The sequence below is a fragment of the Shouchella tritolerans genome (assembly GCF_025770735.1).
In the GTDB taxonomy this organism is placed as follows: domain Bacteria; phylum Bacillota; class Bacilli; order Bacillales; family Bacillaceae_D; genus Shouchella; species Shouchella tritolerans.
Genome location: NZ_JAODPB010000003.1, coordinates 456,004 through 480,485, shown reverse-complemented (window position 1 = coordinate 480,485; position 24,482 = coordinate 456,004). Strand labels below are relative to the sequence as shown.

20 protein-coding genes and 1 riboswitch are annotated in these 24,482 nt (G+C 44.7%); of the genes, 5 read left to right on the top strand and 15 right to left on the bottom strand.

Annotated features, from left to right (window positions below; genetic code table 11):
* Positions 1 to 57: 57 nt before the first annotated feature.
* The 6 genes from N6H06_RS12645 to N6H06_RS12620 are packed head-to-tail and all read right to left on the bottom strand — an operon-like array spanning position 58 to position 6,126.
* A complete protein-coding gene (locus tag N6H06_RS12645; RefSeq protein ID WP_263706943.1) occupies positions 58 to 1,317 on the bottom strand; it encodes a M20 family metallopeptidase in 1,260 nt (419 codons plus the stop codon).
* Entirely contained in the window at positions 1,314 to 2,264 is a 951-nt protein-coding gene (locus N6H06_RS12640; protein WP_062748353.1) for a DUF1177 domain-containing protein, read from the bottom strand. The genes N6H06_RS12645 and N6H06_RS12640 overlap by 4 nt, the downstream gene beginning before the upstream one ends.
* Complete coding sequence (locus tag N6H06_RS12635; protein ID WP_062748355.1) at positions 2,255 to 3,250, bottom strand: ABC transporter ATP-binding protein; 996 nt, start codon at positions 3,248 to 3,250, stop codon at positions 2,255 to 2,257. Before N6H06_RS12635 ends, N6H06_RS12640 begins: the two co-directional genes overlap by 10 nt.
* On the bottom strand, positions 3,247 to 4,263 hold the full coding sequence (locus N6H06_RS12630; protein ID WP_062748356.1) for an ABC transporter ATP-binding protein: 1,017 nt from the start codon (positions 4,261 to 4,263) through the stop codon (positions 3,247 to 3,249). The genes N6H06_RS12635 and N6H06_RS12630 overlap by 4 nt, the downstream gene beginning before the upstream one ends.
* Positions 4,264 to 4,273: 10 nt before the next feature.
* Complete coding sequence (locus N6H06_RS12625) at positions 4,274 to 5,161, bottom strand: ABC transporter permease (RefSeq protein WP_202968021.1); 888 nt, start codon at positions 5,159 to 5,161, stop codon at positions 4,274 to 4,276.
* Positions 5,161 to 6,126 carry an ABC transporter permease gene (locus N6H06_RS12620; protein WP_062748358.1) on the bottom strand — a complete coding sequence of 322 codons (966 nt, stop codon included), beginning with the start codon at positions 6,124 to 6,126 and terminating at the stop codon, positions 5,161 to 5,163. Before N6H06_RS12620 ends, N6H06_RS12625 begins: the two co-directional genes overlap by 1 nt.
* Positions 6,127 to 6,442: 316 nt before the next feature.
* Here N6H06_RS12620 and N6H06_RS12615 point away from each other — a divergent pair, with 316 nt between their 5' ends.
* From N6H06_RS12615 to N6H06_RS12605, 3 genes are all read left to right on the top strand, one after another.
* Positions 6,443 to 8,029 (top strand): ABC transporter substrate-binding protein, encoded by a 1,587-nt coding sequence (locus tag N6H06_RS12615; RefSeq protein WP_062748360.1) that lies wholly within the window; start codon positions 6,443 to 6,445, stop codon positions 8,027 to 8,029.
* Between the two features lie 88 nt (positions 8,030 to 8,117).
* Positions 8,118 to 9,209, top strand: a complete 1,092-nt coding sequence (locus N6H06_RS12610; RefSeq protein WP_062748361.1) for an amidohydrolase family protein — start codon at positions 8,118 to 8,120, stop codon at positions 9,207 to 9,209.
* Positions 9,206 to 10,363: an amidohydrolase gene (locus tag N6H06_RS12605; RefSeq protein ID WP_062748363.1), complete on the top strand. Its 1,158-nt coding sequence runs from the start codon at positions 9,206 to 9,208 to the stop codon at positions 10,361 to 10,363. Before N6H06_RS12610 ends, N6H06_RS12605 begins: the two co-directional genes overlap by 4 nt.
* Before the next feature lie 145 nt (positions 10,364 to 10,508).
* Here N6H06_RS12605 and N6H06_RS12600 read toward each other — a convergent pair whose 3' ends face one another.
* From N6H06_RS12600 to N6H06_RS12560, 9 genes are all read right to left on the bottom strand, one after another.
* Positions 10,509 to 10,919: a hypothetical protein gene (locus N6H06_RS12600; RefSeq protein WP_062748365.1), complete on the bottom strand. Its 411-nt coding sequence runs from the start codon at positions 10,917 to 10,919 to the stop codon at positions 10,509 to 10,511.
* Positions 10,920 to 11,215: 296 nt separating this feature from the next.
* A complete protein-coding gene (locus N6H06_RS12595; RefSeq protein ID WP_062748367.1) occupies positions 11,216 to 12,322 on the bottom strand; it encodes a glycerol dehydrogenase in 1,107 nt (368 codons plus the stop codon).
* A 330-nt stretch (positions 12,323 to 12,652) separates the two neighbouring features.
* A complete protein-coding gene (locus N6H06_RS12590; RefSeq protein ID WP_062748369.1) occupies positions 12,653 to 13,363 on the bottom strand; it encodes a YesL family protein in 711 nt (236 codons plus the stop codon).
* Positions 13,364 to 13,460: 97 nt separating this feature from the next.
* A complete protein-coding gene (locus N6H06_RS12585) occupies positions 13,461 to 15,089 on the bottom strand; it encodes an ABC transporter substrate-binding protein (protein WP_263706937.1) in 1,629 nt (542 codons plus the stop codon).
* A 105-nt stretch (positions 15,090 to 15,194) separates the two neighbouring features.
* On the bottom strand, positions 15,195 to 16,064 hold the full coding sequence (locus N6H06_RS12580; RefSeq protein WP_263706936.1) for a carbohydrate ABC transporter permease: 870 nt from the start codon (positions 16,062 to 16,064) through the stop codon (positions 15,195 to 15,197).
* A gap of 13 nt (positions 16,065 to 16,077) precedes the next feature.
* On the bottom strand, positions 16,078 to 16,989 hold the full coding sequence (locus N6H06_RS12575) for an ABC transporter permease (protein WP_062749094.1): 912 nt from the start codon (positions 16,987 to 16,989) through the stop codon (positions 16,078 to 16,080).
* 220 nt (positions 16,990 to 17,209) lie between these two features.
* A complete protein-coding gene (locus N6H06_RS12570) occupies positions 17,210 to 19,291 on the bottom strand; it encodes an alpha-glucuronidase (RefSeq protein ID WP_263706934.1) in 2,082 nt (693 codons plus the stop codon).
* A gap of 212 nt (positions 19,292 to 19,503) precedes the next feature.
* On the bottom strand, positions 19,504 to 21,171 hold the full coding sequence (locus tag N6H06_RS12565; protein WP_263706932.1) for a glycoside hydrolase family 43 protein: 1,668 nt from the start codon (positions 21,169 to 21,171) through the stop codon (positions 19,504 to 19,506).
* 265 nt (positions 21,172 to 21,436) lie between these two features.
* Positions 21,437 to 22,345, bottom strand: coding sequence for an AraC family transcriptional regulator (locus tag N6H06_RS12560; protein WP_249413916.1), 909 nt, complete (start codon positions 22,343 to 22,345; stop codon positions 21,437 to 21,439).
* Between the two features lie 151 nt (positions 22,346 to 22,496).
* A riboswitch (SAM riboswitch) is annotated at positions 22,497 to 22,600 on the top strand.
* 143 nt (positions 22,601 to 22,743) lie between these two features.
* Between N6H06_RS12560 and N6H06_RS12555 the strand changes: the two genes are divergently transcribed.
* Positions 22,744 to 23,784 (top strand): methionine ABC transporter ATP-binding protein, encoded by a 1,041-nt coding sequence (locus N6H06_RS12555; RefSeq protein ID WP_062748378.1) that lies wholly within the window; start codon positions 22,744 to 22,746, stop codon positions 23,782 to 23,784.
* Complete coding sequence (locus N6H06_RS12550; RefSeq protein ID WP_062748380.1) at positions 23,765 to 24,445, top strand: methionine ABC transporter permease; 681 nt, start codon at positions 23,765 to 23,767, stop codon at positions 24,443 to 24,445. The genes N6H06_RS12555 and N6H06_RS12550 overlap by 20 nt, the downstream gene beginning before the upstream one ends.
* Positions 24,446 to 24,482: the final 37 nt, after the last annotated feature.

Genomic DNA, 24,482 nt, shown 5'->3' with positions numbered 1-24,482 from the left:
GGCAAGCTTAATCATTACTAGTTTACATCAAAACACTGCACATGGGTGACTGACGTTTCACTTACTGTTGGACAAAAAATCAATCACAGCAGCCACATACACTTTTGCACAAAGCACAACGTCCTCCACCTTTACTTTTTCATCAAAATTATGGATGCTTGGCAAGTATGCAGGCCCGTATTGGAGAACGGGAATGTAGTGATCACGGAAATGACGGGCATCGCTGCTTGCCCATTGCATCACGCCGTACGCTTCTTCTTTCGTTACATAGGAAATATTATCGATAATGGCTGTGCAAACTGGATCCGTTGCAGGCGTATGGTTGGCATTGCTGCGAAACCCAAATGGCGTAATTTCATAGTCAATCCCTAGCTCATCAAGGCGCGCTTCAATGTACGCATATACTTCCTTTTGCGTAATCCCAAACGGTAGACGGCAGTCGACTTCAACTGTACAGGTGTCGGGAATGACATTGGATTTCGTGCCACCGTGGATCGTGCCAATATTAACGCTTATTTTTTCGAGAATTTCTTTGTACTGCTCACGTTCGACTTCGACTTCTTCCATATATTTGCGTGAAACAGCCAGGAGCGGTTTCACGTCTTCAGGGATATCGACATCGATATCAAAAACGGTACGGATTGCTGCAATTGCCTTAATTGCATCTGTGATGGCATTTCGGCCTGCAAGAGGGGATAAGCTTCCATGGCCTGCTTCCCCGTAAACATCCAATTTAAACCAACAAGAACCTTTCTGGCCAATTGTCGGATGCAAGCGAGAAGAAGGCTCCGCAATTAAGCACCCGTCACCCTTTATTAAGCCCCTTTCTAGGAGCCAAGGAACTCCATACTCTCCGCCTGTTTCCTCGTCAGGGACGATTGCAAGCGTGAGTTTCCCAGGCAGTTTCACACCCATTCGTTTGAGCAAAGCAGTCGCAAAAAGCACTCCGCCCAGGCCTGCCTTCATATCGCTAGCGCCACGTCCTAGTATCCAACCGTCTTCGACAATGCCTGAAAAGGGGTCGAACGACCACTTTTCCCGGTCCCCAGCAGGGACAACGTCCGTATGGCCGCAATAAATCAGCTCTTTTCCCCCTTCTTCGCCAATGCTTGCAATCAAATTATACATCTGTTCATTCGATTGGTGCCAAGTGACATCGATCCCATCTTTGCCTAAATAATCGGCAATGAAGCGGCTTATTTCAGTGGTGTCGCCAGGGGGGTTTTCGGTATTGATCTGAATAAGAGAACAGACCAAGTCGATGAGTTCTTGCTTGTTTTCTTCTACAGCAACGATTAGTTCGTCTTTTACGTTCATTTTACAGCAGCCTCCTTCCCGAGCGTTTGCAAATGCGTCATTTTTCCGTACAGTTTTTCTAACAAGGCAAATTCTTCTTCATTATAAAACTGGCAGTTTCCTTCGCCATACGCTTTCGCCGTTTCAATCGAAAAACGGGCTGCTTGTTCGACATCTTCCAAATGGGTCGCACCAGTGGCACAGCCGGCAACCGCGGCTTGGGCTGTGATCGCAACACCAACAACTGGGCTGTGAGTGGCGACAGCGGGCTGCAAAATGCTGTTGATATGGTAAATCCCGTTCCCATAAGGGGTAATATCTTGAGTGGTAATTGGCAACGTAACAGGCAATATTCCTGTCGACTGGCTATATAGAAACAGCAAATCCTCGCTTACTCGTAACACGTACCCTTCTTTTACAGTCGGTGTTACTGCAATGCCTTTATGGTTTGTAATTTGGTTCCCTTTCGTCGTGTCAATTGACAAAATCGCTTCCATGGCTGGGTCGACTTCATAGTGATTCATAGTCAAGATGTCCACTGGGGAACCCATGAACGGCACTGGATCATGAGGCTGTGTTGGCGCATTAGCGCAAATATGCGTAGTCACGATAACGTCCCCGTCCAAAAAGTCGCCTCTCTCTTGCATGTCTAGAAGCTTCGCCGCTGCTGACATCGCTGCAAGAGCGCCGTCCCCATCGGAGACAAAGCCTGTCCGTTCTGGACGGGCTCCAATTCCGCCAAGCCTTCCAATGATACCCATGGTTGGCGCTGAACCTCCTGCTGAGCGACCGTTCCTTCCACGAACATGGACTTTAACAAAGTCTGTTGAGCCCTTTTCCCCATCGACGCGTGAAATGTCGACATCTGCATGAGGCGAAACCTCCTTTAAATAAGCAGCGACCTTCTCTCCTGATACACGCGGGTCATCCATAACGTCATACAAACGTAAAACATGGTTTAATGGCATATTGCTTCCTCCTCGATGTCGTTCATCAAATGGCAAGCGACTTGCTGGCCATTCGTTTGTTTAATGAGGGTGGGAACCACTTCCTGGCAAGATGGCATTGCTTCTGGGCAACGCTTGTGGAAGGGACACCCTGGCGGCGGATTGACCGGGCTCGGCACATCGCCTGATAAAATCGTTCTCTGTTTTTGTTCAAATGGGCTTTCTTTCGGAACAGCTGACAAAAGCGCTTTCGTATAAGGGTGTTTCGGTTGATGATAAATTTGTTCGTATGTGCCCATTTCCACGATTTTGCCTAAATACATGACAGCAATCCGGTCACACATATAACGGACAACATTTAGATCATGAGAAATAAATACGTATGTCAATTGGAACTCACTTTGCAAATCCTTTAACAAATTGATTACTTGCGCTTGGACAGAGACATCCAAAGCGGAGACCGGTTCATCGCAAATAATGATGTCGGGATGGAGCGCTAGCGCCCGGGCAATATTGATTCGTTGTCGTTGCCCGCCTGAAAATTCATGTGGATATCGTTTGGCGTGCCCTTCATTCAGCCCGACTGTTTCAAGCAACTCATAAAGCCTCTTTTTTTGGCTGTCCCTCGTGCCAACGCCATGGATGACAAGCGGCTCCATGATTAGTTGACCAACGGTTTTACGTGGATCTAGCGAGGCATACGGGTTTTGGAACACCATTTGGATATGTTTACGTACTTTTCGAACTTCAGCCGCTGAAAGACCAGCTAAATTTTTACCATGAAAGTGAACGGTCCCCTCAGTCGGCCGTATCAGTTGGTTGATCAACCTAGCTAGCGTTGATTTGCCGCAGCCAGATTCGCCAACCACACCAAGCGTTTCCCCTTTAAACAGGTCAAAACTGACGCCGTCGACAGCTTTGACTGTTTGGGTTTCCCGCTTTAAGAACGATTTTTTGATCGGGAAATGCTTCTTTACCTGTTCGACTTTTAAAATCGGTTCAGTCATGCCAACACTCTCTCCTTCCGTTCGAGCGTTTTGTCTTTTGTCTGGAAATGACAAGCGACTTGGTGCCCTTCCTCCGTCTCGATCAGCTCCGGCTTTTCCTCTCGACACACCGCTTTTGCATAAGGACAACGGTTTGCAAATGAACAACCTTTCATTTCAGCACGTAAATCAGGAGGCGATCCAGGAATAGGATGAAGCCGTTCTTGTTGGCTGACTGTTGATAAAATTTGCGAATCAAACAATCCCCATGTATACGGGTGTTGTGGATTGTCATAAAGCGTCTTAGCGGACGCTGTTTCCACCGCACTGCCAGCATACATGACAATCACTTTGTCGCAGCTTTCCCATACAACTCCTAAGTCGTGTGTAATCATAATAATGGCAGTATTAAATTGCTGCTGCAGATCTTTCATTAACGTTAAAATTTGTGCTTGCACCGTTACATCAAGAGCCGTCGTCGGCTCATCGGCAATAAGCAACTTCGGGTTGCATGCGAGCGCAATCGCAATCATCACACGCTGGCGCATCCCTCCCGAAAACTCATGTGGATACATCGAAAGCCTTTTTTTCGGCTCTGGAATGCCAACAAGGCGCAACATTTCCTCTGCCCGTTCTTTTGCTTCTTTTTTGCTAAGCCCATTGTGAAGGCGAATCACTTCCATGATTTGGTCGCCAACCGTAAATACAGGGTTTAAAGACGTCATCGGATCTTGGAAAATCATTGAAATCTCATTGCCGCGAATGCTGCGCATCCGTTTTTCAGGCAGCTTTAGCAAATCTTCATCGTTGTAACGGATTTCGCCTTTTGGATAATGAGCAGGAGGCGATGGCAATAGCCGTAAAAGCGAGGTGGCAGTCACGCTTTTCCCAGAACCTGACTCGCCAACAATGCCGACTGTTTCCCCGCGATGAAGCGTAAAACTGACACCATTTACCGCTTTGACTGTATGGGCGGAAGACCGAAAATGAACATGCAAATTGTCTACTTCCAATAAACGTTCTCGTTTTTCCATGATCTCCCTCCTATACTTTCATTTTCGGGTCTAGGGCATCACGAAGCCCATCGCCGAACAAGTTAAACCCGAGTACAGTCACTAAAATCGCTAATCCAGAAAACAATGCCATGTGAGGAGACAACACCAGATAGCTTGTCCCATCTTTTAAAATGCTGCCCCAAGATGGCGTAGGAGGCTGAACGCCTAAACCGAGAAAGCTAAGGGCAGCTTCAGAAATGACGGCGCCAGCAATGCTCATTGTTCCATATACAATTAAAGGGGCAAGGCAGTTTGGCAAAATATGAGAAAACATAATTCGGCCATTTTTAGCGCCAAGAGAGCGTGTTACTTCAATAAATTCTTCTTCTTTTACAGACAGTACTTGGCCGCGGATAATCCGGGCAAATCCCGGAACACTCGCAATGCCAATTGCGATGATGACATTGACAAGCCCTTGACCGAGAACGGCCATAAGTGAAATGGCTAGTAAAATAAACGGAAACGCAAATAGGCCATCCATTGTCCTCATAATGATTGAGTCAAGTTTCCCTCCATAAAAACCAGCAATTAAGCCAAGGAATGTCCCGACAAGCGCCCCAAGGACAATAGAACCTAAGCCAACAATGAGGGAAATGCGTGAGCCATAGACGATGCGCGAAAACAAGTCGCGGCCATAATTATCGGTCCCAAGCAAATGGCCGCCTGATCCTGCTGGTTTAAGCGAATTGGCTGCATCCATTGCATTCGGAGAATGAGTTGCAATCAAAGGTGCAAACAAGGCGAGAATGACCATCACGACAATAATCGCCATCCCTATTGCAGCCAGTTTGTTTTTAAGAAGTTTGCGAAAAAATCGGAATTTGTTTCTTTCTTCATACGAAACGGGTTGTTGTTCGATGACCGGCGGCTGTTCCATTAGGACGTTCCTCCTTTTGAGCCATTTAGATCAACCCTCGGGTTAACGACTTTGTACAATAAATCAACGACTAAATTCACCAATACGAAAATGAGGGCAATAAACAAGACAGACCCTTGGACGACAATAAAATCCCGTTTGTCGATCGCATCAACGATCATTCGCCCCATTCCTGGCCACGCGTAAATCGTCTCCGTCAACACCGCGCCACCTAGTAGCATCGACACTTGCATGCCGGTTACAGTCAGTAAAGGCGTCAACGCATTTTTAAACGCATGTTTACTGATCACCCAAAATTCTTTTAATCCTTTTGCCCGCGCCGTTTTAATATAGTCTTGCGCCCCTACTTCCAGCATGCTGGATCGAGTAATACGAGCAAACTCAGCCATTGGTATAGTCGCAAGTGTCACGCTTGGGAGAAGCAAGTATTTGAAGAAATCCCACAGACCGTTGTCAAGGGAACCCATCCCTGTTGCTGGCAACCAACCAAGCTGAACGCTGAAAAAAAGCACAAACATAACGCCAAGCCAAAAAACGGGCATCGATACACCGACAAGGGAACCGAATGTGACAAGATAGTCAATGACTGAATTTCGTTTTGCTGCGGCTATCATTCCAGCTGGTACACCAACTAACAAGGCAATTGTCAGAGCGAAGACGGCAAGCAGCAATGTGTTGGGAAAACGGTCCATGATTAAAGACAACACTGGTTCGTTATAATAAGCAGACGTGCCAAAATCAAGCTGGAGCAAATCTTTAAAATAGTGGAGAAGCTGCTGAAAAAACGGCTGGTCTAGCCCCAGTTCGACCCTTAATGCTTCCACGTCTTCTACACTTGCTTGCGGACCAAGCATCACGCTTGCCGGATCCCCAGGTAAGAGTCGGGTAATGATAAAAATAACCAATGAAACGACGAATAAAGTTGGGATTAAATCCAACAACCGTTTGCCGACAAATTGAATCATGACGATCCCCCTAGTAAAAATTGAATCATTGATTCGTTATCTGAAATTTAAAGCTGATTATAGCATAACAACGACCTTTGTAAATGGTTAATTTTCTGTATTTCAGAAAGTTTGATTTTCGTCGTTAGGAAATCTGACAGCAGAAAACCCTTTGTTTAATTGGTTTTTCAAATGAAAACCCTTAAAAATAAATGGATAAAATAAAAATCTGAAAAAATAACCATTTACTTTTCAGACTTCTTGCGCTAAAGTGAGCGTAGGAATTTTCAGAATCAATGTTTCACTATTAGAAACACACAAGGGGGATATCAGCAAAATGAAAAAAACAGCACTTCCATTTCTTTTGGCTGCTTCGCTGTTGGCATTAGGTGCTTGTGGCGGAGGGGGAGGCGATACGGCTTCAGAAGGCAATGCTAGCAATGGCGCTGGTGAAAATGCCGATGGCACGTTGACAATTGGTCTATCAGCAAACCCGAAAACATTTGATCCAGTCGATTACTCTGGCCAATATGAAAGTCATATTATTCGCAATGTCGCTGACACGCTCGTCGTCTATAACGAAGATTTAACCGAAATCGTCCCTTCCTTGGCAACCGAATGGGAAGCCGCTGACGACTTGATGAGCTACACCTTTAAGTTACGCGATGACGTTTATTTCCAGCCTGGCGATTACCAAGACGGGCGGAAAATGACAGCGGAAGATGTAAAATATAGTTTGGAACGTTCAGCGAACGAATCGGCTTTAAATCGCCTCCGTATGGTAGAAGAAGTCGAAGTCATTAACGACACGGAAGTCAAGCTCATTTTAAACACACCAAACTCTGCCTTATTGGCTGTTTTGACCGATGCTGGCAATGTGATTGTTCCGAAAGAAGAAGTGGAAGGCCACGGGGATAGCTTTGGCTCTCACTTGGTCGGAACCGGCCCTTTTACACTGGAACAATGGCAACAAGACCAAATGGTGAAGCTAGAACGCCATGAAAATTACTGGGGAGAGACACCTAACTTAGCCCAGTTGAACTTTCAAATCATTCCTGATCCAACAATGATGACAAATTCTTTACGTTCAGGCGATATTGATATCGCAACGGATGTGAAAGGACAAGACCGGGAATTGATTGAACAAGACGGCAACTTGGAACTTATATCTGTCCCAGGCTTGGCAACAACATACTTGGATCTAAACAACGTCGAAGGGCCGACAGCAGACCCGAAAGTACGCGAGGCTATTTACAAAGGCACGAACGTGCAAGAAATGGTAGACGGTGTTTACCAATGGGGTGGAGCAGAAGTTTCCTATTTGCCAATCCCGCGCCAATCATGGGGCTACGATGAAGCACAAGAAAGCTTAGCGCCTTCCTACGACCCAGAAGCAGCAAAAGAGCTTTTGGCAGAAGCAGGTTACCCTGATGGCTTTGATACCGAAATTTACGTGGCCGAGAGCCGCGTCCCATACGCGACGATTTTCCAAAACCAAATGGCAGAGATCGGCGTTAATGTAACGATCAATACAGTGGAATGGGGCACTTATTCGGACATCGTCTCCAAAGGCCAAGCGCCGATGTCGATTGGCGGATGGACATGGTATCCTGACCCTGATTTCTATTTGTACCAGCTGTTCCATAGCGACCAAATTGGCGCGCTCGGAAACGGAAAAGGCTACAAAAATGAGGAAGTCGATGCGTTGCTCACAAAAGCAACGTCGGAAACAGATGACCAAGAAGAACGTGCAGCGATTTACCAGGAAGCACTTGAGCTCATTATGGCTGATGTCCCACGAATCGAACTCGATAATACGGAAACAGCGGCTGGCGTTTCTTCCCGCGTACACGGCTTTAACGTTAGCCCAGACGGTTCTATCCGCATCGTTACGCCTTACGGTACCAATGTCTCCGTCGACTAATGCATCTAGAAGAGAAGCGCGTTTCCTCGCTTCTCTTCTTTTGTACATATCCTAAGTAGCCATAACTTTTTAGAAAGGATGTTCTGTAATGTATACAGCTATTCGTTCTACTCGCGTTTATGATTCCGATTTAGGAGCGTATCAAGCGAAAACGATTTTGCTCCAAGGCACGCACATTGAGGCATTGCTTCCCTATGACGAATCGCTCCCTGAAAACTGCCTTGTTACCGATGTGGGCGATCACTATGTACTACCAGGATTTATAGATGGATTTAGCCAAATTGGCGCAAAAGAAATCGGTATTCGCTGGGAAGGCGGGGATGAGACAGAAACCGCCCAAAGCGACGATTTGGCTCCTTATCGAATCCTCGACAGCATTTATCCTTTTGACGCTGCATTTAAAGAAGCGCTTGCTAATGGTGTGACAGTTTCCCATGTCGTTTCTGGACCAGGGAGCGTGATCGGCGCACAAACAACCATTGTGAAGCATGACGGGGCAACAGTGGACGAGATGGCAATTAAGCCTTCGTACGGTCATGCTTTTTCACTGGGCGACATCCCAAAACATATGTTTAAACAACAAACCAATAAACCATTAACAAGAATGGGCATTGCCGCTTCCTTGCGCCGTTACTTTGACAAGCACGGCACGCCAGCAAATGTGTTTATCCGCGCTTACCACGGGACTGACATTGACACAGCGTTGCGCCTCCAAGAAGAGTATGCATTTTCATTGACGCTTGTTCATGGTACAGGCGCCAATGAGCGTCAGCTGTACGAGTTAAAACAACGAGGAGCGTCTCTCTTTGCAGGGCCGATGTTCCAAGCGCGGGAACGTCACGAGCAACAAAAATTGTGCCCTTCCTTTCATAAAAAAGTCGTTTTATCAGGCATCCCCCATGCGATCATCTCAGACCATCCTACCACATCTGTGCGGAACTTAAAGTTAGAAGCCGCGCTGGCAGTACGAGAAGGTTTGGACGAAAAGCACGCATTAAACGCCCTTACGCTTGCCACCGCCCAATGTTTAGGCATCTCTGACAGAACTGGCTCAATTACGGCAGGAAAGCAAGCCGATATTGCCATTTGGAATGGCGATCCTTTATCGTTAACAAGCTCCGTTACCCACACGTTTGTAAGTGGCAAACTCTGTTATGAAAAGGAGAGGGAACAGCGATGAATACAGTATTTCGCGGCGCAGATTTGTATACAGTCGATACCGATTTTACGGTTATCCAATCAGGAGATCTCTACATCGCCAACGGCAAAGTTACAGCGATTGGCCGCCATCTGAATGTTCCAGCTGGCACAAAAGAAGTCGAGGCAAAAGGGATGGTTATTACACCGGGACTCATTGATATCCACACCCATGTAGGCATCTGGGCCGAAGTGATAGAGGACGTAAACGACGCCAATGAATATTCCGAACCGTTTACCCCTCTAATGGAGGCAACGGACGGCATTCATTTAGACCATTTTTCCTTCCAAGATGCTGTGCGAGGCGGCGTCACCACTGTACAAACAGGCGCTGGAAGTGCCAACCCCATTGGCGGCATTTGGTCCATTTTGAAAACAGCTGGCGCTACATTAGAAGAGCGTCTCTTAATAAAACGAAGCGGGCTGAAAGGTGCTCTAGGCGAAAACCCCAAAAACGTTTTCGGACAAACCTATCACAAAAAGCCATTCACACGCATGGCGGTTGCTTCGATTATCCGTAATGGCTTCTTGAAAGCTTTGCCTTATCGGCATTTGGCAAAAGAGGAACTCGGTGTTGATCTCCAAGAGCTGTGGCCGTTTATTGAAGTTTTAAATGGCACCATGCCGCTCCGCCTCCACTGCCATCGTGCCGACGACATTGCGACTGCCCTTCGCATTGCCGATGAATTTGGCGTCAAGCTCCATCTCGAGCATGCGACAGAAGGCTATATGATGATTGATGCGATCCAAAAAGCAGGGGTCGCGGTCACACTCGGTCCATTTATGATGTCTGCTTCTAAATATGAATTGCGGAACAGCACTCCTAAAAGCCCTGCCCTAATGGACGAAGCAGGCATCCCATTTGCGATTATGACAGACCATCCTTTTACGCCTATTCAATATTTATCCGTCTGCGCAGCGGAAGCAGTCAAATACGGACTTTCCTCAGAAACAGCACTCGCAAGCATCACTCGCACTGCTGCAGAATTAGCCGGCATCTCAAACCGCGTCGGCTCACTAGAAGTAGGAAAAGACGCTGACCTGGCGATTTGGACAGGCCATCCATTTGCGACAAAAACAAAACTTTGCGCCACCTATATTAATGGTAGCTGTGTTTACCATTCTAATCCACAGTAGATGCTAAAAAGCCGCCAAGTGATTGGCGGCTTCAGACTTGTAGACAAACGCTCGCATGCTTCGTTGCCTACCGTTCATAGACTTATGAACCTCCGTCTATTTGCATCGCTCATGTTAAACGACCTTGTTCTATTTACTACTGACGTTACGCCTCCAACTTTTGTATTCGCCTGCGGATTGCCCGGATCGCCACGTCATGTTCGCTCAAAATTTCATAGGTTGATTTTTGGTCTTCCATTAACTGTTTCACATTTTTGTTCGTTTCCATCACTGCTTGTTTGATCATGCCTTGTTCTTCTTTCAACTTATTCACGTCGTTTTCTACCCGTTGAAAACGAGTTTCTAACCCATCAATACGCCCTTCTAAACCGTCAAAACGCTTTTCTAACCCATCAATACGTCCTTCTAAGCCGTCAAAACGCTTTTCCAATCCACCCAAACGAGTAGTTAATTCCTTGACACTCTTTTCCGTGGCCACCGTTTTTTCCAAAATCAATTTTAACAGTTCTCTTTCCTCCAAGTAGATCGCCTCCTTTACAATTTGATGCCCGTCCATGTTGTTCACTCTTATTCTATTCTACCAGAAACAAAAGAAAAAGGGAACATTTGTTCTGTTTCTTTCTCATCACCAAACTTAATCAGACGAAACGCTTGTGAGGGCTGATCGACGGAAAGCGAAGGGGCGAATGACACAAACGTAAATGTGCAACGCCTATCAATCAGTGCTTTCTTCACGGTGAGGATGCCCCTAATCGTTGAATCGAAAGCGGTATTTGAGAGGTTTCGCCATCCCGAGTTTATGGCAAAAAAGAGCCGAAATCGCGTTGCGGTTTCGGCTCTTTTACTATTGATTTATCTTCCGAGATAGGCGATGGAATACTGGTCTGCGGCAACCATGGCATCAACGAGGTCATCGGCTGACGGAACGCTTGCTAAGTTATGGCTGCTTTCGCCTTCTTGCAAAGCCGTTTGTGCGACTTTTAATAACTCGTCGCGGCTAATTCCTTCAATATGGAGGTCTTTAAACGTCACTGGCAAACCAAGTTTTGACAGAAATTGAATGTAATGGTTAATCTCAAATTGATTGCGGTCTTCCCATGCTAGTTGTGTCAATATGCCAAACGAAACCTTTTCCCCATGGCTTAGATGATGGATATCGCCATCAAGCACAGTAAAACCATTATGGACAGCATGCGCCAACGCGAGACCTCCGCTTTCAAACCCGAGGCCGCTTAGCAGTGTATTGGCTTCTATAACTTGTTCAAGGGCATGGGAAACAACTCCCCGTTTATTCGCTTCATAAGCAAGCAACCCGTAATCAAATAAAACCTGCTCACACTTCTCAGCAATCGCTAACCCAGCAATAGTTGCTTTTCCTCCTGCCATTGTAGTGCCCCGTCCTTCAAAGGAAGCTCGAGCCTCGACCCAAGTAGCAAGAGCATCAGCAATGCCTGCTGCTAAAAATTTCGGCGGAGCACTAGCAATGACTGTCGAATCGACAAGGATAATATCCGGGTTCTTGCTATAAAAGGAATAGCGTTCAAACACGCCGTCTTCTGAATAGATGACCGACAAAGCGCTTGTCGGCGCATCGGTTGAAGCCGTTGTCGGAACAATGGCACAGCCGGCATCTTGTAAACGATCACGTACCCCTTTAGCTGTATCCAATGTTTTTCCGCCGCCGATTCCAACAATGATATCAGCGCCTTCGTTTTCGGCCTTTTTTACAATCCGCTTAATTTCCGCTTCAGACGATTCACCTTCAAATGTGACTTCCACCACGTCAAGGCCTGCTTCTTTCAAGCTGTCAGCCACTCGGTTTCCAGCTATCCCCCAGACAAATTCATCGGCCATAAGCAGCGCCTTTTTGCCTAAGTCTTTTACGTATTCCCCCGTCTTGTCTAGAACACCTCGGCCTTGAACATACTTGCTTGGACTAATAAAAATTTTCTCATCCATTCTTCCTATCCCTCCTATCGATCTTTCTACCTATATAATTCCACAGATCGACACGATTCAAACCTTTTCGAGAAAAATATACAAAACTACACCCTACTTTTTCAGCATTCTCGTTTAAGCTACCGTTCAAGCGCTGTCCCAAAAGGGCTTTTTTCCTATCTTTTGGTGCTTTTTCTATATAGGTTACGGTAGCACAAAGATCAATACAGGCAGAGGTGTATACTCGTGCTCGAAACTAACAGAAGACATTATCCTGTTAAAAAAAACGAGCACTATTCACGAGGCCAAAAAGAACGTTCGGTTGGTCATTAATAAGAAAAAAGAGCTTTTTCAAGCTCTCGATTGTTCTCCTTCTGGGGAAGTCGCCAAAAAATGGTCTTCAATATCTCCAAGAACCAATCTCATATTTAGTACGATCAAGAAAACAATCAAACTTCCTGTAAACAGGACAAAAAAATTAGTGGTAACAGCCGTGATGACTCCAACTATAAATAAGATCAACAAATTTCCTGTCGTTTGTTTCACTTTCGTAAAACCGTAATAAATCGACAATCTTAGCACATCCCGCACTCTGAATTTGTAGCGCGCATTGATTACTAGAATGTTTAACATTACCATTGTCCACATAATCAACAGAACAAATAGGATGATCGACCCAGCTTGGCTTATTTGTGATGACGATTGGCGGAGGTATTGGAAGTCGACTAATAAAATGAAGCAGATGACAAGCATAGGCAACCAGATGGAAAACGTATCTTTTAGGTTTTTTTTATAGCCTTCAAAAAAATCCCGTGTAGGTGACAACTCCTTCGTTCTCACCAGCTTCTCCATTGAATAGCACATCGCCGCAATCGCAGGCCCTGATGGTATCAATGCCAGAAAGTATAAAAGAATATTGGAGAAAGAAGGTTGCAATGTCATAAAGAAAAATAGAAATAGACTATTGGTTAAGATAAAGTAGACATTTGTCAAAAGAAACCAATAAATATAGTTTGTCACCGTAAATAAGATTCCTTGACCAAATTCCTTTCTTTCTTCCATGTCCGTTCACCGTCTTTCTTAGTGGTTTTACTTATCTAGTAGCTTGATGGGTATGCAGGCTGCCCTTCAAGTGAGAAGGACAACCTATCATAATGGATCAGTTATAAGACTGCTTATAGTCTTGGTATGTTTGGTTGGCGAGATCGACATACCTTTGCAATCCTTGGCCTTCCAACTCTGTTACAAACGTGTCAAATTCACTTAAATCACGCTCCCCTAAAATAAACTTTAATGTATTTTGATCTGTATAATCTTTTAGTGGCGTACTCAATAATGTCGCCTGTTCTCTATCCTCTGCTGTATAGGGAATGAGTGGTTCTAAAGGGATCGCCGTTTTTGTGTTTGCCATATCCTCTTGGAATTTGATCTCTTCTTCAGTAAACATCGAATGGAGCAGCTCCGTTGTCCCTCCGTAAGCAAAAACGCCACCAGAGAAACCATAATCAACACGCAAATCCGTCGTTCCGTCAGGGTTTAATCCATTGTAATTCACATCGTCTGCTAAATTTCGTACGCCCTCAGTTTTCGTATAGGTCGTGCCTTCAACACCCCATTTTGTAAATTCTTGCCCCTCATCACTGTAATAAAGCCAATCAATAAATTGCAACAATGCTTCGAAATTTTCGCTTTCTTTTGCTTTCGACGAAATCATAACGCCATTTTCGAAGCGACTTCCTGCCATTAAATGGCCGGCAGGGCCACCAGGCACCGTAATTTTTGCAATTGAATAAGTGCCCTCACCTAGTAATTTGTCCATGCTTGTTCTATATGTCACAACATCTTGGGCATTTCCATTAATAATAAATGAATTTCCAGAAACAAATTTTTGGGTAGCTTGTTCATCTCCCTGTGTAAAGCTTTCTTTATCTAAAAGGCCTTCTTTCACCAATTTATTGAAATACGTCAACAGTTCTTTGTATTCATCTGTCGTTGCGCTATAAACAAATTCATCTTTTGAGTCATCGTATGTTAAACCATTGCCAAAACCCCAGCCTGCCTTCGTACCAAAGCCTGTCGCGGCAATATTAAGGGTGCTATTAAATTCATAGCGGTCAGAAAACGGAGTCACATCAGGATAAATGTCTTTTAACGTCTTCATTGCCTCATATAAATCATCCCAAGTTGTTGGCAGCGGAATAGTATTTTCCTCAAAAATATCCGTTCGCACAATTAATGTATACTCTGGCCATACGTTCTCATGTAAGCCTGGAAGGAGATAAAATTCCCCATCACTTTGGCGCAATGTTTCTAATTCATCTTCCATTTCCCATTTCTCAATTTTGTCTTTGAAATGGGGCATTTTATCCATATAGTCACTTACAGGCAGAATCGCTCCAGAAGAGACAAATGAGGCCTCCTCTCCCGGGTACGTTTTTGGAATAATGAGTGGTGATTCCCCAGAACTAATTAACAAGTTTCGTTTTTGTGCGTAATCGCTCATTGGGATAATCGTCGGATTTAGCGTCACATTTGTGAGTTCTTCGATCTTCTCCCACAACAACCAATCCTCTTTATAAGGATAATTTGGGTGATCGCTGTACATCATTGAAAACTCAAGCGCTTCTTCGGCTTTAAATGTGTCGCCAACATTATACGATTCCATCGCCCCTTTAGATTTCATTTCTTCTTCGCCGTCAGAGTCTGTGCTGGAACAGCCGGCAATCACTAGTAAAAATAAAGCTGTTAGACAAAAAGCAGTCCATTTCTTTTTTAGACACTCTTTCATTTCTTTTCCCTCCCTTTTTATTCGAAAGCAATAAGCTTCTTCCTAACTTGATCGGTTAATGACTGTTAATAGATAGTAACCTTTCATTGCTCATTAGCTCTGGATTTACTTCACAGACCCTAGCATTACACCTGAGACAAAGTATTTCTGTACAAACGGGTATACGGTTAAAATCGGTAATATCGTAAGGACCATCGTAACTGATTTGATATTGGCGGAAATCTGTATTAAGTTATCTGCTGATGTTGCGCCCGTTGCCGCACTACCAGTAGCCCCAGCAATCATATTTCGCAAGTAGATCGTAACGGGGAACAAGTCCTTTTGATCAAGATACAAAAAGGCTGGAAACCATGAATTCCAGTGTCCAACTGCATAAAAGAGAACCATTGTTGCCATCACTGCTTTACTAAGTGGTAAGATGATTTTGAGAAGAATTCCATACGTATTCATCCCATCCATTGCGGCTGCTTCTTCTAGCTCATCAGGCATATTTTCAAAAAACGATTTCATAATTAGCATGTTATAAATACTAATCGCTCCGGGGATAACAAGCGCCCAAATGGTATTATGAAACCCTAAGTTATTGATTAGTAGATAGTTCGGGATTAAACCTCCATTAAAAAACATCGTGAATACAGCAAATAATGTTAAAAACCTGCGACCTACCAACCGTCTTTTTGACAATGCATAGGCAAAGATCGTTGTAAAAAACATGGAGATGGCTGTTCCCACGACTGTGTAAACAACGGTATTTTTATAGTTAATCCAAAACATCCTATCTTCAATCACTGTCTTATACGTTTCAATATTAAAGCCTTTTGGAATTAAATTAACCTCTCCCGCGCTAATATAAGCTTCACTACTAAAAGATTGTGCAACCACATTTAAAAAAGGGTAAAGTGTACAAAAGACAACGACTAGCAAAATAAACACATTGAATATTTTAAAAATCTTGTATTGGATGGATTCCTGCATATACTCCTCCTCCCTACCACAAGCTTCTTTCCGTTAACTTTCTAGAAATTCCGTTCGCTGTTAAAATCAGTACTAAGCCTATGATAGATTCAAATAAGCCAATCGCTGTCGCATAACTAAAGTTGCTCGATTCCAGCCCTACCCGATATAAGTAAGTTGAAATGACATCTGACGTTTCATAGGTTAATGGGTTGTATATAAGTAAAATTTTCTCAAAACCGACAGCCAAAAAACTGCCAATATTTAGAATTAACAATGTAATGATTGTTGGAAGAATTCCTGGGATGGTAATGTGCAGCGTTTGCTTCCAACGATTGGCTCCGTCGATTTTTGCAGCCTCATAGAGAGAGTCATCGATCGTTGTTAATGCAGCCAAGTATAAAATCGCTCCCCAGCCCATCCCTTGCCAGATGTCAGAGGTAATATAAATGGTCCGAAACCATTCAGCCTGCTGAATAAAGTTAATTTTTTCTCCAGTAAAGAACTCAACGATCACGTTAATCGAACCGTTAAGAGCTGTTAATTGCAAGATCATGCCTGCTACAATAACGATCGATAAGAAGTGAGGCAAATAAGAAGCTGTTTGAACAAATTTTTTGAATCTTTTAGCCTTAATTTCATTTAATAACAACGCAAAAATAATCGGCATTGGAAAGCAAATCAATAATGTAAGCCCGCCAAGCATGAGCGTATTCGTAAAGACCTTCCAAAAGGTAGGATCATTAATAAACATCTTGAAATAGTGAAAGCCTACCCATTCTTCCCCAAATAAATGGCCTCCAGGGACAAAGCGCCTAAATGCAATGACATTTCCAATCATCGGACCATATTTAAAAATAACTAAGTAAATAAGTGGTAAAAGCAGTAAGGAATAAAGTTGCCAATCTTTCCGAATAACGGTTCTTAATCGCGTCAGCGTACTCATTTTTGCCCCTGTCAAGACATGCGCATTTCTAGCTTTGTCAATCCCTGCCATGTAACCCTCCCCTAACTTTGATGAACGAGCTTTCCTACACTACTTATTTGGAAGACTGTGGGCACAGGTGCTTACGGTCCCCCTCCACCAAGAAAAGAACCGCTGTCACCTGATGAAAAGTGATTTTCATTAATGGAAAGTGCCTTTAACAGCACGGCTTTTGTGATTTTTACCAATAAATTTTTCTGCCCTGCTCGTCGTTTATCCCCGACATCCGGTAGTAATACGTATTTACTTGGTCGCGCCATTCGCGGGCATTCGCTAACTGAGCTTCAAGCCTTTCTTTTACATGCTTGTAAAGACTGTCAGGCATTGCTTCCTTTTGTCCCTCCCATGCTTCAAGAAACGCTTCAACCTCCTCTACACCTTCAAAATGGGCGTCATAAATATGTTGGATCACAGTCTTGCCACTTTTTAACATATGGATATAAGGAACATGGTGAAAAAACAACAACAATTCGTCTGGGCACGTCGCTACATTTCCATACAATTCGGCCACAGGTTGTTTGTATTGGCTAACGTAGTTGCTCCCGGTTTTGGTACGGTCAACCCCTAAGCCGTTTCGGTCAGAGAAATGGTACGTCCCCCATGGCGAGTATTCATACCCATTTACATTTGGCCCATAATGATGGCCTGTGTTGACCATCCAACCGACACCAAGAGGGGCTGTATAAGCTTCATAAACGTGCCATGACCGCTTTAAAATCGAACAAATTGTTTGCCGCACCTCAGCTGACAAGTGCCCATACGTCCGCTTTGCCCATTCTTCGGCAAGCTTTCTTGGGCACTGCTTTGGATTCCAGGCGAGTTGGCCATAACCGTATAAATTGGCTTGAGCAAATGCATGCCCCGTCCAGTTTTTATTGTTTCCTATGTTTATAACGGCTGTTACGCCTTTCCCCTTTCCGTGCTGTTGGCGGCTAGAAAGAAGATCGGCTATGTTTGTGCCCTCTCCATGTGCATGTGTGTCGAATGCCAATATTTCTTGCCATTGCATCGGCAAGTAACAAACATCGATTTGCTGCCCGGTATACTCCTGGGTCATTTGCAGTTCCATGACGTAGTTCGTTTGCGTTAATGCTCCAAATAGGGGCGAAACAGGTTCCCGCACTTGAAAATCCATTGGGCCGTTTTTAATTTGCAGAATGACATTGTCTGCAAACGCCCCATCCAAAGGGGCAAAATGCTCATAGGCCGCCTTAGCCCTATCGGTCGAACGGTCGCGCCAATCTTGCAAGCAATCATAGACAAAGCAACGCCAAAACACGATGCCACCATATGGCTTTAACGCATCAGCAAGCATATTAGCGCCTTGTGCATGCGTTCTGCCATATGTAAATGGTCCTGGTCGATGTTCGGAATCGGCTTTTATCACAAAACCGCCAAATGTAGGAAGGTACTTGTATACTTCTTCGACTTGCGTTTTCCACCAATGAACAACGCGCTTATCAAGGGGATCTGCTGTTTGCAAATGCCCCAGTGTCATCGGACTGGCAAAGTTTGCACTTAAAAAAAGCGTAATGTGGTAAGCATCAAATAGGTTTGCTACTTTTGCCAATTGTGGCAGCCACTTTTCTGTAATGAGTTCTGTTTCTTTTGCGTGGACATTTACATTGTTAATAGTCAAAGCATTGATGCCTATGGAAGAGAGCATTTCCGCATATTGGACGATTTCTTCGTCTGACGCTGCCCAGGTATTGTCCTCAAAAAAAAGCGATTTTCCTGCATACCCTCTTTCAACGGAACCATCCAAATTATCCCAATGGTTAATCATCCGCACTTCCATCGCAGGCTGCTCTTCCGCTTCCATCGCTAGCAACGGACACCCTTGTTGGCTTTTCTTTAGAAACTCGTAAAAGCCATATAGCACGCCGAATTCTGTATCAGCTGCAATGATTAGTTGACCGCCGTCAACGAATAAACGATACCCTTCTTGATGGCCAACCCGTTCGCTACGGCCCAAAGCGGCAAACGTTCCTACGATTACATTTGCAAACTCGGCATCTACTGTTTCCACATGGGCAAATATCCGCGGCAAATACGTCTGCGCCAACTTTTTAATCGTGTTCAATCTAGAACTCTTCCCTACTACAGAAATGCACACTTTTTCAGTTCGGTGCCCTTGCCCTTCTTCAGGAAGCCAGCAAGTATCTCTTGCTCTTGTTTTCTCTTGAATAGGCATACTGCCACTCCCTTTTCTTTTTATTCCAGGTGCTACAACTGCAACAATAGCCGGATCGCCTACTTGCATGACAATGATCGTCCTTATTTACACAATGCTTTAAAGTGCCTTAATAGGCGCCGGCGCTCGTTCATCTCAAATGGCGTGTTGCATAAAGGCAGGCATTACGGGCCGATTTGAATCTAAACGAAAAAGGCGATCGATTGTACAAACTTTCTTATCCCTTTCGATATAAAATGGCTTTAACTTTGCCAAGCACTCGTATGTCGTCGCCTAGTCAGTCACCCACGAACCACACTTTTTCCAGCGCTTGTGCCTCCTTCTGCTTGAACGAGACCGTTGCTCTCTAACTCGTGATAAGAAAACGAGTGAAAATCAGCATGTTTGCGTACACCTGATGTGTCTTGGCAATGCATGCCAACAAAAGCCCCTGTAAAAAATCCGCCATGGGCGATATAGTCGTCGGAAAGTTTATAGGTGTCAAAAACAATGCCACTATCCTGAAAATGGCTGCCATCAAAAGAATAGGCAAACAAGAATGTATCGTAACGGACGCTCACCTTGAGATGCACAGAGGCCGCCTGTTCTGGCACAACGATTTCGCTGCCTTGCAATGGTTGTGAGACATGAAAATGGTCGCATTGGACAAGATCTAAAATCCGTCCTTTCCGTTCATGCCAAGTTACTTGGAACGAAACCCAATTTTCAGTATCGTAATAGCAAATTAACCCGGCTGCTTGTTGAAAGGTTTCTGGGTAAAATGACACTTCCGTCGCAGCGTCAAAGTAAAAATTTTGCCAGCGGCGGGCGACAAGTGCTTGTGTATGTTTGGAGTGGAGCGACTCCCGCCCAAACAAGCGCAGGATGCCCGCTTCATGGTCAAGCACACCAATTTCCTGGTTAAATGGAATCCGCAATGTTTGGTAGTGATGGTTCAAAACAGGGTGATCGAATTGATCGCACTTGGGATAGTCTTGTGGCCATTGAACTTCTGGCAATTTTGGCCCAGCCACTTCTACTGAGGGCAAAGGGCCATTGACAACATAAGGCCAGTCATCCTTCCACTCCATTTTTTGGATCGCCGTTTCACGGCCAAGTGGGCAAAAACCTCGCTCTTCTAAGAGCTTCTTCCCTTGCCTTCTAATGGGCCGCCCTAATAAGTGGGCCATATACCAGTCGCCATGTTGCGTTTCTACAAGAGAGGCATGGCCAGCTTTTTGTAACGGATGGCGCGGATGTGCCCAGCTCGACAATATCGGGTTTTGTGGATGAACTTCGTAAGGACCGTGTATGTCTTTCGCGCGGGCAATCGTGGCCGCATGCTCATATTTCGTTCCTCCTTCTGCTGTCAGCAAATAATAATAGCCGTTCGCTTGGTAAAGGTGTGGTGCTTCTGTTAAGCCTAATTCCGTGCCCTTAAAAATGAGTTGCGGTTTACCAACCAACCGTTTTTCCAATACACTGTATTCCTGTATGCAAATTCCATAAAAACGATGATTGTACACGCGTTGGTCCCACACCATATTCAGCACATACTTACGCCCGTCTTCATCATGAAATAAGGAAGGATCAAAGCCAGAGCTGTTCAAGTAAATGGGCTCGCTCCACTCTCCATCAATCGTTTCACATGTCACAAGATAGTTATGGCCGTCTTTCCACGTATTGCCTTCTACTACTTTTACATCAGAGTAAACAAGCCAAAATTGCCCATCACAGTAGCTCAAGCATGGGGCCCACACACCCCCGGAATCGGGGTTGCCAATCATGTTTAACTGGCTGACGCGATTAAGGGGCCTACTAATGAGGCGCCAGTTGACTAAATCGCGCGAATGGTGGATTTGTACACCAGGGAACCATTCAAATGTAGAAACTGCCATATAGTAATCATCGCCAACACGGCAAATACTCGGGTCTGGATTAAAGCCTTTTAAAACAGGGTTTCGTATCATCCGTCCGCTCCTTATCCATATTTGTTACCGCTTTCATTTTATCAATCAAAAAGAGCGAAAAACATGTACGTTCCTGCGCATTATTTACCCATACCTGCACAAAAAGGCGGCAAACATCAGCCTGATAGATACCTGATCTCAGAGGAAATTTCGAATTGAAACGGGGTTTACTAGCCAGAAAGCGAGGCAATGGTGGCGCTCTCCGCCTACGATTAAGAGCAGGCATTGTTGTATGCCTGCTCTGATGGTAATCTTGTAACCATCTTCAATAAAAGGACTCATGTTTAGCGCGAAACTGGCTCGGTGCCAAGCCAGTCCAGCGTTTGAATTGGCGGCTAAAGTGGGAGATATCGTAATAACCAAGTTGATCAGCAACCATTTCAATCGTTACGTCTTTTTGCAACAACAATGCTTTTGCTTTATTTAACTGTTTAAAGGACCAATACTTGCGTGGAGACATTTGGTATACTTTTTTAAACAATTGATTACAATATGAAACGCTGATGTTCAGTTTTTTGGCAATTTGTTCAATATTGCTTTTTTCTAACTGTCCGCCCCCTACCAAGTTGCGCTCAATTTGCTCGGCGATTTGATAGGCGAGCGCAACGGTCCGTTCTGAGAGGCGCTTGCCTTCTAACTCTTCGAGTCCAATCGCCAGCATGCCGAGCATTTCAAACATCACTGCTTGCATATTCATTTTTTCGACTAGGCCAAAGTTATCGTGCTCCAGCAATTTAGCAATCCGTTCGAGAAATGGCGCCATTTTTTTGGCAAGGCTGCCGCTAGCCTTAAAAAACAATGGATCGATATGCGTTAAATAAGGTAAGAACAGCTTGTCATCAATATTAAAGTGAATGCATAAGTACGTGAAAGGCTCTGAATTGCCACCTTCGCTGGCATGAAACTCCCCTGGCCTTACAAGCACCAAGTCACCAGCGTGTTGTTCATGGCGCCTCCCATTCGTTGTAAAAATTTGTTGTCCTTTTATGACCCAATTGATTTCATAAATAGCATGCTGATGTTCTGGGTAGACCCATGACCCCTTTACTGTGCGAACATGCACGCCAAACAGTTCAAGTTCCGTTTTCGTATTTGGGTAAACTGATTCGCTAATTAAAAATCGCTTGATTATGTCTTCACTTGTCTGCCCATCACCTTTAAAAATGAGGTCCAAAGCGCTCTCCTCCATTTTTCTCCATTATAGCGACAAACTTGTTTAGGCAAAAGGCGTGGCAATTTTGTTGCGGTAAAGTGTAAAAATTTTCTCTTGCCAAGATAAGTTGCTTTTGCTACACTTAATTTCAACAACTTCAACCGTATATGAATTCTTATTAAGAGGAGCAGAGGGACTGGCCCGATGATGCTTCAGCAACCCCGCCATGAGCGGAAGGTGCTAATTCCAGCAGGACGATGTCCTGGGAAATAAGAGATTGAATTAAACATTCTCCCCTCTTTCTTTCCAGGAAGAGGGGTTTTCTTTTTTCTTTTAAAAAGGCCAAATCCGTTGTTGAACAAGACTCCAAAACCTAGTAGGCATAGCCGTTTACTTAATTTAAGAGGAAGTGAATTTTTGTGATTGAATTTAAACAAGTGACAAAAACATTCCATTCAAGCAACCAGACAGTCACTGCCCTCGACAATGTTAATTTACATGTCGCCAGAGGAGAAATTTATGGTGTGATTGGTTTTAGCGGGGCCGGGAAGAGTACGCTCATTCGAAGCGCCAATTTGCTTGAGCGACCGACATCTGGCGAGGTGCTCATTAATGGCGTTAATTTGGCCACATTAAAAAGCCGAGAACTGCAAAAAGCAAAACGGAATATCGGCATGATCTTTCAACATTTTAACTTGCTCCAGTCCAAAACGGTGTTCGACAATGTTGCCACGCCATTAAAATTGACAAGAACGCCAAAAGCGGAGATTCGCCAAAGAGTCAACGAACTGCTTTCTTTTGTTGGTTTATCTGACAAAGCAGACAACTATCCAGAACAATTGTCTGGAGGGCAAAAACAGCGAATCGGCATCGCCAGGGCACTTGCGACAAACCCAGAAGTGTTGCTATGCGATGAAGCCACTTCTGCTCTTGATCCAGACACGACAAGCTCGATTTTACAACTATTAAAGAAAATAAACATTGAATACAACATTACGATTTTAATGATTACACATGAAATGTCGGTCATTCGTGAGATTTGTGATAAAGTCGCCGTTATGGAAAAAGGGCGCATCATTGAGGAAGGATCGGTGTTATCCATTTTTTCAAACCCACAACATCCAACAACGGAAAAATTCGTGCGCTCCATCATCCCAACTGGCTTGCCTGCCCGTGTCAAAGAAGCGTTGCAGCGGAAAGAGCCGAACCGTCGCATTTATGAGGTGTCTGTCACAGGCGATCATTCCCACTCAGATTTGCTGCGTTCGCTGATCCAGACATTTGGCATTGAAGTTGACATTTTGCATGCAACAATGAACGACATTCAAGGCACATCATTTGGTCGGATTTACTTCGACTTACGTGCCGAACCAGAGACACTTGCAGAAGCGTCCAATTACTTAAAATCGCATCCGCTTCAACCGAAGGAGGTGACAGGCGATGCTCGAGTGGCTGCCTGAGGCAATTCGTCCTAATATTACAAGCGAGCTATTGCTCGAATCTTTATATGAAACCGTCTATATGGTCGGCTGGTCCTTGTTGTTTTCTGGGGTGATCGGCATTTTGCTTGGTGTTACCCTTGTTGTTACTCGGCCAGGGCACATACTCGAAAACAGTTTTGTGTTCCATACGCTCAACCCCATCATTAATGTGCTCCGGTCTGTGCCTTTTATCATTTTGTTGGTGGCGTTGATTCCCCTTACCCGTTTTTTGATAGGCTCTGCAATTGGGACAACAGCTGCGATTGTGCCGCTCGTGTTTTACGCCGGCCCTTACATCGCCCGGTTAATTGAAAACTCGCTGCTTGAAGTGGAACCTGGCATTATTGAAGCCGCTGATGCAATGGGCGCGTCAAAAGCGCAAATTATTTTTCGCTTCATCTTACCCGAAGCGCTGTCTTCTTTGCTTCTCAGCTTAACAACAGCGACGATTGGTCTTGTCGGCGCGACAGCGATGGCAGGTGCGATTGGCGCAGGCGGAATTGGCGACGTAGCGATCACATATGGCTACCAGCGTTTTGACAACGGCACGATGCTAATCACCGTATTGTTGTTAATTGTCATTGTCCAAGGCTTGCAATCTTTAGGAAACATTTCATCGAAACGCGTCCGTAGACGATAAATAGACATACAGATATGGAAGAGGAGAGAAACCACTT